Annotated in this window: 10 protein-coding genes; 6 read left to right on the forward strand and 4 right to left on the reverse strand. The window is 59.8% G+C overall.

The features are described from left to right. Window positions 1-44: 44 nt before the first annotated feature. On the reverse strand, window positions 45-1631 hold the full coding sequence (locus TBK1r_RS16200; RefSeq protein WP_145212644.1) for an ABC transporter permease: 1587 nt from the start codon (window positions 1629-1631) through the stop codon (window positions 45-47). A gap of 248 nt (window positions 1632-1879) precedes the next feature. Beyond that, window positions 1880-2515, reverse strand: coding sequence for a cytochrome c oxidase subunit 3 (locus tag TBK1r_RS16205; protein WP_145212647.1), 636 nt, complete (start codon window positions 2513-2515; stop codon window positions 1880-1882). A gap of 172 nt (window positions 2516-2687) precedes the next feature. Here TBK1r_RS16205 and TBK1r_RS16210 point away from each other — a divergent pair, with 172 nt between their 5' ends. The 6 genes from TBK1r_RS16210 (at window position 2688) to folP (ending at window position 8387) form a co-directional block, all read left to right on the forward strand. Beyond that, on the forward strand, window positions 2688-3641 hold the full coding sequence (locus tag TBK1r_RS16210; protein ID WP_145212650.1) for a hypothetical protein: 954 nt from the start codon (window positions 2688-2690) through the stop codon (window positions 3639-3641). Between the two features lie 2 nt (window positions 3642-3643). Continuing rightward, complete coding sequence (locus TBK1r_RS16215) at window positions 3644-3979, forward strand: hypothetical protein (protein ID WP_145212653.1); 336 nt, start codon at window positions 3644-3646, stop codon at window positions 3977-3979. Then, window positions 3980-4738 carry a DNA repair protein RecO gene (gene recO, locus TBK1r_RS16220; RefSeq protein WP_145212656.1) on the forward strand — a complete coding sequence of 253 codons (759 nt, stop codon included), beginning with the start codon at window positions 3980-3982 and terminating at the stop codon, window positions 4736-4738. Next, window positions 4735-6129, forward strand: coding sequence for a tetratricopeptide repeat protein (locus TBK1r_RS16225; protein WP_419581410.1), 1395 nt, complete (start codon window positions 4735-4737; stop codon window positions 6127-6129). The genes recO and TBK1r_RS16225 overlap by 4 nt, the downstream gene beginning before the upstream one ends. 824 nt (window positions 6130-6953) lie before the next feature. Continuing rightward, window positions 6954-7454: an LPS assembly lipoprotein LptE gene (lptE, locus tag TBK1r_RS16230; RefSeq protein WP_419581411.1), complete on the forward strand. Its 501-nt coding sequence runs from the start codon at window positions 6954-6956 to the stop codon at window positions 7452-7454. A 69-nt stretch (window positions 7455-7523) separates the two neighbouring features. Beyond that, entirely contained in the window at window positions 7524-8387 is an 864-nt protein-coding gene (folP, locus tag TBK1r_RS16235) for a dihydropteroate synthase (RefSeq protein ID WP_473772514.1), read from the forward strand. Between the two features lie 277 nt (window positions 8388-8664). Here the strand turns inward: folP and gyrA are convergent, their stop codons facing one another. Both gyrA and TBK1r_RS16245 read right to left on the reverse strand, forming a co-directional pair. Further along, window positions 8665-11394: a DNA gyrase subunit A gene (gene gyrA, locus TBK1r_RS16240; RefSeq protein WP_473772520.1), complete on the reverse strand. Its 2730-nt coding sequence runs from the start codon at window positions 11392-11394 to the stop codon at window positions 8665-8667. Between the two features lie 386 nt (window positions 11395-11780). Next, complete coding sequence (locus TBK1r_RS16245) at window positions 11781-13085, reverse strand: 3-keto-disaccharide hydrolase (protein ID WP_145212659.1); 1305 nt, start codon at window positions 13083-13085, stop codon at window positions 11781-11783. Window positions 13086-13107 lie beyond the last annotated feature (22 nt).

Below are 13107 nucleotides of genomic sequence, written 5' to 3' on the forward strand. Positions count from 1 at the left end.
CAAATTCGACAAACTATCAAAAAGGTGTCGGACACCTTTTTCGCTCATTCGAAACGCAGCGCTTGAACGGGGTGCATTCGCGCCGCCCGCATGGCCGGCAACACGCTGGCCATCACGGCGATGCCGACGGCACCGCACATCACCCAGACCAGTGTGAAGGGATGCACGATCGTGGGGATTTCGGTGAAGTAATAAACCGTCGGATCGAACACTTCTTGGCCGGTAAACATCTCCAGCAACTCGGCGATGTCGTTGATGTAGTGCACGAACACGAGCCCACCGATCAACCCGGCGCCGCTGCCCACGAATCCGAGCAACAGCCCGTAGGTCATGAAGATGCTGCTGACACCGCGGCCGGACGCTCCCAATGCTTTGAGCGTTCCGATGTCACGTGTTTTTTCAACCACGATCATGAAGAACGTGGCCAAGATTCCGAAACCGGCGACGGCGATGATCAGGAACAGCAAGATGTTCAAGATCGTGGTCTCCAGTCGCACCGCAGACAACAGCGGGCCTTGCAGGTCGCGCCAGGTCTGGATGTTGTAGGCGTACAATTCGGGCGGAAAGCGATCGCGCAGTGCGTCGCGAATGACGTTCAGGTCGGTGCCTTCGGCGAGTTTTAATTGAATCGTGGTGACGCTGCGGACACCGGTCTCCGGATCGATCATGCCGCGAAATTCTTGCAGTTGATCCAAGCGGACGAATGCGAACGTGCTGTCGTATTCGCTCATCCCGGATTCATACAAGTCGACGACGGTGAACTTCTGGTTGATGACTTTCGTTTCACCCGCGGCGTTGGGAAAGATCATGCGAACGTCGTCGCCCGGTTGGGCGTAGTAGTGGTCCTTGACCTCGCCGGCCTCGTCGCGGTGGCGGACGCTGCAGGTTGAGATCCCCAAGATGATGCCGGGAAACTGTTCGGTCATCGGATCCACGGCGGCCACCAGCTGGCCATCGGAACCGGACATCAACTGCTGGGAGAACGAGGGTCCGAAGGACGGTCCCTTGGCGGCGCTTGCAGCGGCGTCGTCTTGTTCGGCCGGCTCGCTTTGGCCACTCGCCTTGCGATGCAACTCGGCCATCATCTTTCGCTCTTGGGCGACCATTTTCTCGATGCGGCGTTCTTCGCTGACACGGTCACGGCGGTGCCGCCAACCGGCCGCGGCGAGTTCCTTGCGGTCGGGGGCATAGCCCGATTCGCGCAGTTCAAAGCTGGCCGATTCTTGATTTTCCGGATGCAGCAGGTATTTGCCGAAGTCGCTGACACTGTCATAGGTTGCCGGATCGAGTCCGATCAAATTGACGTGCCGGCCGATTTGCTGGCCGCGGAAGTCGATCCCCAACATCGACGGGACGCTGACGCTGACCGAGGACCCGACCAGTGCCGGCCCACAGATCCGCTCGATCTCGCGCAAGTGCGCGTCGGGATCGGGCATGCCGCCGGTGGCATGGCATTCGATCATGACATCCGATGCCAGACCGTGCAGCCGCTCGTGCATTTCGGTCGAGAATCCGCTCATCACGCTGTTGACGACGATCAACGTCGCCACGCCCAGGGTGACACTGATGATCGACGCCAGTGCGATGTAGCGTGTTTTGAGATAACGAAAGCAGAGTAACCAGCGATACATTTAGCCCATCCTTTGGCTCGTGTCGGTGCTGCGGCATCCGTTTGACCGTTTGCCGCCGGAGTCTAAGGGACCGACGGGATCGGCGTAAAGATGAAGTCTAGTGCTCGGTCCAGATTGGAATTTGGGGTTGCGTTTATCGAGCGGAAAAGGGGTCAGGTACCAAAAACCAAATGGCCCAACGGGTGCTTCGCATTTTTGGTACCTGACCCCTTTTCCGCGGCACCCTCAATCTAAAAGTTGACGGAGCACTAGAACCCGAATCCGCCCGTGGTCAGCCAGAACGTGACGATCATGCAGACCCAGACGAGATCGAGAAAGTGCCAGTAATGGGCGGCGAAATCGACCGGCCAGTGTCGTTCGTGGTCGTACATCCCGATCCCCGATCGGGTGGTAACGATGCCGAGCGCGATGATGCCCCCCAGCACGTGCAGTGCATGCAAGACGGCCAGCACCACGACCATCCCCGCCACACCGCGACCGGGTCCTTCAAAGGTCGCCGGTCCGAGCAGGATTTCGGTCATCGCAAGGCACTGGATGACGGTAAAGATCACCGCCGCGGCGGTGCTGATCCCCAGCAACCAAGCCGTCGCGTGAAACCGATCGCGACGCACCGTCCGCGTCGCCGCGTGGACCAGAAAACTGATCACGATCAGGCAAACCGTGCTGACCAGAAAGGTCTTGGGAAGCGGCACCAGTTTCAGCGGATCGTCGCTTCGTGAGACCGCGTAAATGGCATAGAGCAGCAACGTGGCGCCGAAAAAAACGAACAGCGAAAGCAAAAACAGCCACCCCCCCTGCTTGACCCGTCGGTCTACCGGTAGCAAGGGGCGAGGAGGACCTCCGCGGTCGTCGAAGGAGTCGGTCACGCTAATTTCTGCAGCCATGTGTCGTGAACGCCGGTAACGTTTTTCGTGTGCAGGCGGTATGCTTGGCAATGATAGTCTGGCGGACACTGTTCCGCTGCCCGTTGCGCTTTAGCATCTCACTTCCCGCCCTCCTTTCCAACCGCATATTGCCTCCGGCAGACAACTCCCCCACGAGGCAGCGTTGCCCCCCATGAGCGAAGTACGCGACTTTTGCAATGCCGATTTACCCGGGCTGGCCAGGGTCTGGAGCGAGCATTGGACGGCCGCCCAGTCGCCGCCGCCGATCAGCTCGACCATCATCGAGCGCGCGATCTTGTCGCGCGCCTTTTTCTCGCCCAAAGATCTATTGGTCGCGACCATCGACGGCCGCGTCGAGGCCTGGTGCCATTTCAGCCGCCCCGGGGACCATGGTGATGAATGGTCGGGCATGCCGGCCGGTGACGTCGCGATCCTTTCGGCGATCTGTTTCACCCACGCGGGACTGAAATGCTGTGACGACCTGCTGAAGGCGGCCGAGAAACGGATCCGACAAGAACGGTGTCACTCCATTTTGGCAGGTCCGATGCGGGATCAGCAATGTGGCTATGTCGGCTTGGCGCCCATCGGTCACGGCATCGGGATCCCGGATGTCGATGTTCGCGCCGCCTCGTTGTTGAGTCGTCATGGGTACTCACCGGAAAACAGTTTCCAACGGATGGTGGTCACCACGGCACCCTATCGCCCGCCCGTCAGCCGCGAAATGATGCAGTTTCGGCGCACCACGCGAGCCGAACGGTCCGCGGTGGTTCCCCAACAAGGTCGTTACGCGTCGGCGATGGCCCACATGGACATCGAACACCATCAATTGATCAACCATCGCAACGGGGATCGTCTGGCCAACGTCCGGTTGTGGTTGAGTGACCCCGAAGCCCAAGTGATGAGCTGCTCCGAGGCGATCTTGGATTTGTCCGTCACCGAAACGCCGGGCGAATTGACTTCGGCCGAAACCTTTCTCGTCGCCGCACTGATCCAGTCGATGGCGACCCGCTGTGTCTTCCGCGTCGAAACGGCGATCAACGGCGAACACTCGGTGCTGAAAGAACAACTCACTTCACTTCAATTTGAAAACACACAGCGCGGCCAGCGGTGGACCAAGGAGCTATAGGCGTGTCACGCAAAGAAAAGATTTTGGCGATGCTCCAGGAAGACCCCACCGATACGTTTTTGCGCTATAGCTTGGCGATGGAATTGCGGACCGAGGGGGATCACCCGAGCAGCCTGGAGAAGCTCGACGAACTGACGCGCGACACGCCCCCCTACGTGCCGGCTTTTTTTATGGCCGCCCAGCAACTCGTTGATTTGGGACGCGTCGATGAGGCGCGGACGCGTCTGCGGAATGGAATCGACCAGGCGCGAGCCCAAGGCGATGGGCACGCCGCGGCCGAAATGAGCGAATTGCTGGCAACGCTCGGCGAGCTGGGCGAAGAAGAAGACGAGCTGTAAATGGCCGCCGAGCAAACCACGGCGGTGGTCCTGCGGACGATCGAATTCAGCGAAACCAGCCTGGTCGTCACCCTGCTGACCCGTGATTTTGGACAGGTCTCCGCGCTGGCCAAAGGCGCTCGCCGTCCCAAGAGTTCCTTCGAAGGTTCGCTTGACCTGTTGGCCGTCTGTCGTGTAGTGCTGATTCGGAAATCCTCCGATGCGCTCGATTTGTTGACCGAGGCAAAGCTCCAGCGTCGTTTTCGCGGAGCGGAAAAGTCGTTGGATCGCGTTTATGCCGGATACTATATCGCCGAAATGCTTCGACTGTTGACGGACAATCACGATCCCCACCCCGGGCTCTACGACCTGACGCTCAGCGCGCTCGGGCAGATCGACGGGACGGGCAATACCGCACTGGCGCTGCTCGGTTTTGACACCGCGGCGCTGCGATTGCTCGGCCATGCGCCTTCGACCCGCGGCTGTGTCGACTGCGGTGGCCCCGTCAGCGGAACCCCACGGGTCGCGTTCGCACCGATCGCCGGCGGCGTCGTGTGTCGCGATTGCCGCTCGCGTCAACACAGCCTGCTGACGGTCAGCCGCGGAACGATTGAACACCTGGAGCGTTTGCTTGCACCCCACACGCGGCTGCCGATCGAAGTTCCCTCGGAGGTTTATCGGGAGATGCGTGGCTTGATCAGCCGATATATCCAAACAATCCTCGGCTCGATTCCGAAAATGCAACCTTACCTGCCCGCCCGGATGGAACCGGTGGAATGAATAAAAAGAATCAACAAATGGACCGATCCCGTCGCCTCGCCCGTTGGGTGTTGCGGCCGAGTTTAGGCGCAAGCCTGTTGGCAGGCACGTTGCTGGCAACCACGACCGGATGCCAAACCTCCGGCGCCTCGGCGTCGCGCAGTTGGCTTCCCAAGCTGCCGTTTCGCTCGGTCGCGACCAGCGAAACGGAGCCGCCCGAGCCGGTGCAGGCGGAGGAAACCCCTCGCGTGGCTTCCAACCCGGTCACCAACGCCGGCGGCAAACTGGGATTGCCCAGCACCAATCGGCTGGTCGGCTACGTCACCGGTAAAAAGCACGAAGACATCCCGCGTGCGAAAGAGTACTACCGCCGCGGTGACGAACTGTTCCGACAAGCCGCACGGGCTCCCAAGGCGACCCGCACCGGCATGTTCGCCGAAGCGGCCGAGTTGTTCGAAAGCGCCGGCAAGGAAGCGCCGGGATCGGGATTGCACCAAGACGCTCTGTTCATGCAGGGCGAGTCGTTGTTCTTTGCCAACGATCTCAACGGCGCACGCGACGCCTTCGAAAAACTGCAAAAGGACTTTCCCCGCAACCGTCACGGGGATCGCGCCGCAGCCAGATTGTTTTCGATCAGCAAGTACTGGATCGACGTTTCCAAATCCGGCAGCGACGCCTGGTACTCACTCAACTTCTTCGACACCACGCGACCGCTGCGTGATGCCGACGGACACGCGATCAGGGTTCTGGACCAAATCCGTTACGATGATCCCACCGGGAAACTCGCCGATGACGCCACGATGGCGGCCGCGGCAGAGCACATTCGCAACGAGCAGTACGAAAAAGCCGATGAATTCCTGACGGACCTGCGCGAGACATTCACCGACAGCGACCACCTGTTCTTAGCTCACCTGTTGGGAATTCGTTGCAAGCTGGAAATCTACGGCGGACCGGAGTACAGCGAACTGGTGTTGGACGAAGCCGACGAGTTGGTCAAACAAACCCGGCGTCGCTTCCCCAGCGAATTGCGTGAGGAAAAGTACAACCAACTGCTCGCCCGCGCGGCGGCGGAAATCGCCTACCACAAAGCCGAGAAGCTGGCCTTCCGCGCCAAGTATCGCGAACGCAAGAAAGAGTTCGGCGCCGCGGCGCAGTTGTATCGCAAGATCCTGCGTGATCATCCCACCACGCCCCAAGCCGATCGGGCCCGCGAGGTGCTGGCCGAGATCGAGAAACTGCCCGCGACACCGACGCAGAACGTCGCCATTCGCGCCATCGCCAAGGCGTTCCCCTCGTCCAAACGATCGACACCGCTGATCACCGTCGACTCCCTGCAAACCAGCGATGAAACTCCGGCCGAGTCTCCCACGGAAACTCCCTCCGAAACGACCGGCAAAAAGCTGCTTCGCTAAAGGCACCCTCCCCGATGGACACTCCAACCAACCCCATCCCGCCCCAACAGAACGGCACGGGCAGACGCGTTGGTGTGCAGGCTTCAGCCGCCAACCCTTGCTGCACAGCAGCGACCGGGAATCCCCTCAAGGCTAGACACCAACGGTTGACCAAAAAAGAAAGCACGGGCAGACGTGTTGGTGTGCAGGCTTTAGCCGCCAACCCTCGCTGCACAGCAGCGACCGGGAATCGCCTCAAGGCTAGACACCAACGGTTGACCAAAAAAGAAAGCACGGGCAGACGTGTTGGTGTGCAGGCTTTAGCCGCCAACCCTCGCTGCGCAGCAGCGACCGGGAATCGCCTAAAGGCTAGACACCAACGGTTGACCAAAAAAGCAAGCACGGGCAAACGCGTTGGTGTGCAGGCTTTAGCCGCCCACTCTCGCTGCACAGCAGCGACCGGGAATCGCCTAAAGGCTAGACACCAACGGTTGACCAAAAAAGCAAGCACGGGCAGACGCGTTGGTGTGCAGGCTTTAGCCGCCAACCCTCGCTGCACAGCAGCGACCGGGAATCGCCTCAAGGCTAGACACCAACGGTTGACCAAAAAAGAAAGCACGGACAAACGCGTCGGTGTGCAGGCTTCAGCCGCCAACCCTCGCTGCACAGCAGCGACCGGGAATCGCCTCAAGGCTAGACACCAACGGTTGACCAAAAAAGAAACCACGGGCAGACGCGTTGGTGTGCAGGCTTTAGCCGCCAACCCTCGCTGCACAGCAGCGACCGGGAATCGCCTAAAGGCTAGACACCAACGGTTGCTGAAAACGGTTTCGGACACCTTATTGGTGGTTTGGGTAACGATGCTTTTGGGCGGATGTTCGGCGTACCAATTCGGAGCCGCGGCGCTTTATCCGCGTGACATTCGCACGGTTCATATCCCGGTCGTTCGCAACGAATCGTTTCGCCATGACTTGGGTCCCCAATTGACCGACGCCTTGGTCAAGGAAGTCGAACGACGGACGCCTTACAAAGTCGTCAGCAATCCGAACGCCGATTCGGTCCTGCGCTGCAACATCACCGCTCAGTCAAAAGTCGTGCTGACCGAAACCAGCAGTGACGACCCGCGAGCACTCGATAGCGCGATCACGGTCGGAGCCACCTGGACGGCACGCGATGGGCGTCGGTTGATGCAAAACAGCTTGGCCAGCATCGATAGCGACAGCACGGGGTTCAGCCAAAGCGTTCGATTTGTCCCCGAAGCCGGTCAGTCGATCGATACGGCCAACCAAGAAGCCATCGATCAACTCGCCCGTCGGATCGTTTCCCAAATGGAATCGCGCTGGTAGTGCTGCGACACACGTTCGTTTAATGCTACTGCAGCCCCCCCGCCCCTTTCTCGTCGGAAGTATCCAGTCGTGCCAGAGAGCCAAACCCGATCGACCAAGGTTTGGGACATCGGTCAGCGTGTCTTGACGTTCGAACATCGGCCGCTGGTGATGGGAATCCTGAACGTGACGCCGGACAGTTTTTCCGACGGCGGACGACACAATGATCCCCGCGCTGCGATCGAGTTGGCGTTGCAAATGCAGACCGATGGGGCGGACATCATCGACATCGGTGGCGAGAGCACGCGCCCCTACAGCGATCCGGTTGCCGCCGACGAAGAACTCGATCGCGTGTTGCCGGTCATCGCAGGGCTGGCCGGACAACTGTCGATTCCGATCAGCATCGACACGAGTAAAGCCGCAGTGGCCAAGTCCGCGATCGATGCCGGTGCGGAGATCATCAATGATGTCACCGGGCTAGAAGGCGATGCGGCGATGGCAGCCCTGGCCGCCGATGCCCAAGTCGGCGTCTGTGTCATGCACATGAAAGGCACACCGCAGACAATGCAGAACGATCCCACCTACGGCGACGTGGTCGAAGAGATTTACCAGTACCTGCGACAGCGGATGGAGTATTGTCTGGCTGCGGGATTGCGGCGGGAACGCATCTGCCTGGACCCGGGAATCGGGTTCGGGAAAACGCATGACCACAACGTGCATCTGCTGCAGCGGACCGCCCGGTTTTGCGAACTGGATGCACCGATCCTGATCGGTCATTCACGCAAAGGCTTCATCGGGAAACTGCTGGGCGATAAAACCGCCGATCGAACCGCCGCGACCCTCGGCGTGTCGCTCGCGGTGGCCGCAGCCGGGGCCGACATCATCCGTGTCCACGATGTCAAACCGACCGTCGATGCGCTCAAGCTATTTCGAGCGTGCGGCGGAATCGATTGATCGCGTCAGACGGTTGTCGCTGCGATCCCCTCCGAGTACTGGCGTTGAGCCAATACCACGAAGTTAACAGCAATGAGGTGCCCGGACGCTGGCGCGAACCGGCTGATATCAAAGGAACATCAGCCGTTTGGCGCGAGTCTACGGGCCCGGCGCTGGTCAAAACCTTGTCGATTGAGTGGTATTGGGCGCGCGGCCTACCGCTAAAAAGTGCTTCACAGCGTTGCCATTCGGGTTCCTGCGAGCGATTTCAGAGCCGCCGCAGGCCCCGCGCCAACGATCACTCGTTGGCGTCGTCGGACGATTCGTCCTCGCCGGTTGGTTCAGGTCCAGCTGGTTCAGGGGCAGCGTCGACGTCTTCGGTCATCCCTTCGGACTCGACCGATTCGGTGGCGACCGCGGCGGGCTGCGGGGAGGTCGGTCCAGAAACCACTTCGCCTTCTTCGGCTTCTTCTTCTGGCGGGATGCGGACCGCGGCGATCAATGTGTCGTCGGCGTCGACGCTCATGATGCGAACGCCCTGGGTGTTGCGTCCGATCACGCTGATGTCACGAGCGGCGATGCGTTGCAGCTTTCCCTTGCCGGTCATCAGAAAGACTTCGTCGTTATCATCGACACGTGCGATGGCGATGACCTTGCCGTTTCGGCTGCTGGTCTTGATATCGCGTAGTCCTTTGCCGCCACGACGCTGGGTTCGATAGCGGGCTGACGAGGAACCGTTTTCGGCTTCGGTTTCTTCGGCACCGTCATCGACGATCGCGTTAGGTCCAAATGGCGTCCGTTTCCCGTAGCCGTTTTCACAAACGGTCAACAACGTCGCCTCCGGTTCGGCGACGACCATGCCGACGACGGTGTCATCACCGACCAACGAGATGCCTTTGACGCCGGAGGTGTTTCGTCCCATCGGGCGGGCATCGGATTCTTTAAATCGGATCGCCATCCCGGACGCGGTGACCAGGATCACTTCGTCGCCGGGGCCGATCACATTGGCAGAAACCAGTTCGTCGCCTTCGCGCAGTTTGATCGCGATGATGCCGCCGCGTTTGGGGCGACTGTATTGCTCCAGCGGCGTTTTCTTGACCAAGCCGCTGCGGGTCGCCATCACGACATAGTAGCCTTCCTGGTTGAAGTCACGGACGGCCAAACAGGAAGCGATCTTTTCGCCCTCTTCGAGCGACAGCAGGTTGACGATCGCGCGGCCCTTGGCGTCACGCGGCAATTGGGGCAGGTCATAGACCTTTTGCCAGCGGACTTTCCCGGTCGTGGTCAAAAACAGCAGGTAGGCGTGGGTGCTGGCGACGAACAGATGTTCGATCGGGTCTTCGGTGTCCGTTTTGGCACCCTTGAGTCCCTTGCCGCCGCGCCGCTGGGTGTTGTAGACACTCGACGGCGTGCGTTTGATGTAGCCTTCGTGGCTGATCGAAACGACCATCGTCTCTTCGGTGATCAGATCTTCCAGGTCGATGTTGCCGAGTTCTTCGTTGCTGATCTGGGTACGGCGGGGCGAACCGAATCGCCGCTTCATCTCTTCCAGATCTTCCTTGATGATGCCGTAGACCCGTGCCTGGCTGCCCAGGATATCCAGGTAGTCGGTGATCTCTTCGAGCAATTGCTTGTGCTCGTCGGTCAACTTTTCCTGTTCCAAGTTGACCAATTGCCCCAGCCGCATCTTTAAGATTTCGTCGGTCTGGACACTGGTCAGGGTGTAGGTGTCCGACTCGCCGCGTTCGAGTTGGAATTGACGAAAGCCTTCGTCGCCGAGCGCCCGTTGCATCATCGATGCAGGACATTCGATGCCCATCAAACGTTGCTTGGCTTCCGGTTGTGTCCGGCTGGTGCGAATCGTTTTGATGATTTCGTCGATATTGGCCAATGCCAACAACAGGCCTTCGACGGTGTGTTTTCGTCGCCGTGCCTTGGCCAGCAGGAATTGGGTTCGTCGCCGAATCACGGTGATGCGGTGGCGGATGAATTCCTGCAGCATCTCCTTGAGCGTCAATTCGCGCGGCTTGCCGTCGACAAGCGCCAAGAAGATCATCGAGATCGTGTCTTGCAGTGGCGAGAATTGATACAGCTGGTTCAGGATGACATCGGGATCTTCGTTGCGTTTGAGTTCGATCACCAAACGCACGGGTTCCTTGAGGTCCGATTCGTCGCGGATTCCTGAGATGCCTTTGATGCGGTCGTTGTTGACCAATCCGGCGATCCGCTCGACGACCCGGTCACGATACTGTTGATAAGGAATCTCCGACACGATGATGCGGTGCCGGTTGCCTTTCATCTCCTCGATGCGACATTTGGCGCGGACGATGATCGTGCTGCGTCCGGTCTTGTAACCGCGACGGATCCCGGCGCGACCGCAGATGATTCCGCCGGTGGGGAAGTCCGGGCCGGGAACGATTTCGCACAGTTCGTCGATCGTGGTTTCCGGTTCGTCGATCAGTTTGATGACCGCGTCGCAGATTTCGGTCGGGTTGTGTGGCGGAATGCTGGTCGCCATCCCGACCGCGATCCCGCCGGACCCGTTGATCAACAGGTTCGGGTACTTGCTGGGCAAGACGGTCGGTTCGGTCCGCGCCTCGTCATAGGTCGGGATGAAATCGACCGTGTCCAGTTTCAGGTCATCCAGCATCGCCGCGGCGACGGCCGACAAGCGGGCTTCGGTGTACCGCATCGCCGCCGGAGGCAGCCCGGCGATCGATCCGAAGTTCCCCTGTTTGTCGATCAACAACGAACGCATGTTCCATTCTTGGGCCATGCGAACGAGCGTCGGATAGATCACCGATTCACCGTGGGGGTGATAGTTACCCGACGTGTCGCCAGAGATCTTGGCGCATTTGACCCGCTTGCTACCCGGGCCGAGGTTCAGGTCATTCATGGCGACCAGAATCCGCCGTTGGCTGGGCTTGAGCCCGTCGCGGACGTCCGGCAGGGCACGGCTGACGATCACGCTCATCGCGTACGTCAGATAGCTCTCTCGCAATTCGTCTTCGATCGGCAGATCGATCATCCGCAGGGCGCCCTCGCCCCCGATATCACCACCGGTGCGACCGCCATTCTCGCCGTCACCCTGAGGCTCCGTCGCCCCCCCCGAACCGTTCTCTTCGTCTTGGCCGTTTTCGTCGTTTTCGTCTGCCACGTGGTGTCCTAGCGGAGAGGTAGAAAACCGCGGAAATCCCGGTAAATCACGGGTTCGCGCAAGCCAGAGAGTCTACCACTTGGACGCCTGATTCACAACGGTGGCAAGGCCGCCGCGCAACGGCCGGCCCATGCCCTCTCGTTTGACACAGAAGAAGTTCGCGGAACGGCCCGAGCGGCCTGTCGATCTAAGCCCGCATGCGCGAGCAAGGGGCCACGCGGCGCCCCTCGCTGACGTGTCGGTCGTGACGATCGGGCTTACAGCTCGCGGATCGAGAGTCCACGGAACTGGACCGCGTCACCGTGACCGGCGAATCCGAAGTGTCCCTTCTTTCGGTCCTTGCCCGGATGGGCGCTGTCGGCCATGTAGTCGGTGATCTGCGACAGGTCCGTCTTCAAGATCACGGTGCCATTGAGTTCGACCGTGATGGTGCTGCCATCGACGGTAACCTCTTGAAAATTCCACTCGCCGACCGGACGCAAGAATCCTCGTGTCGCCGCCGCCATGCCATAGGCCGAACCGTGGTATTGGCGTTCGTCCAGCTTGGCATACTTAGGATGCGTGTTGTCGAGCACTTGCAACTCACACATCGCCTGGTAGGCCGGGTTGCCTTCCAGCGGTGCGCGAATCGCCAGTCCGTTGTTGCCGCCGGGCGGCAAGCGGAATTCGAGTCGTGCGACGAAGTTGGCGTACTCGTTTTCGGTCAACAAGTTTCCGCCCTTGCCTTTTTTGCAACCGATCGCTCCGTCGACGACTTCATAGTTGTCGGTCGCTCCGACCCAGCCGGTCAGATCGCTGCCGTTGAAAATCGATTCGAACTGATTGGCGTTTTTTGCCGCAAGCGTATTGTTGGCCTCTTGGGTGCTCAGTTCTCTGATTTTCAGGTTTCGCCAACGAATCTCACCGCCGTGCGTTTGCAATTCGATCGGACCGCTGACAAACAGCGGCGATTGGCGGTCCCAAAAATTCTCCATGATCGCATGGTCGACGACCATCTGATCGTTCAGCCAAACCGTCGTCCGCGCACCGATCTGCAGAACGCGAACCGAGTTCCACTGGCCGAATGGTTTGTCGGCATGGACCAACGGATCTTTGCCCGGGGCACCCGCGCTGTTATTCCAAAGCCCACCGCTTCCCTTGTCGGCACCAAGTTTGAACTTGGCGGTTTCGGTGGAGTCCCAGATTTGAACTTGCGGGGTTCCCTTCAAATAGATTCCGCTGTCGGCCAGCGGGACGGTCTTGTACTCCAGATACAACTCATAGTCACGGTAGTCTTGATTGGTGACCAGGTAAGCGCCGTGTCCGTCGTTGACCAGTTCACCGTTTTCGACGCGCCAGTGCTTTTCGGCATCGGCTTGCCACTCGGCCAGCTTTGCGCTGCGCTCTTCCTCGGACATTTCGGCCAACTTGATCGGGCTGAAATGGGGACGCCCGTGCCAGCCCTCCAGGTTCTCGCCGTTGAACAGCGGCTGGAAGGCATCGGGAGATTCGGCCTGTGTGACCGGTGGCATCGTGACGAAGGCTGCGATCGCGGCAGCAAAGACCAGGCGGGTGAGTTTCATGGTGGGATTGATGTCTAGCGGG

The sequence above is a fragment of the Stieleria magnilauensis genome, from assembly GCA_007753675.1.
GTDB classification, from domain to species: Bacteria; Planctomycetota; Planctomycetia; order Pirellulales; family Pirellulaceae; genus Stieleria; species Stieleria magnilauensis.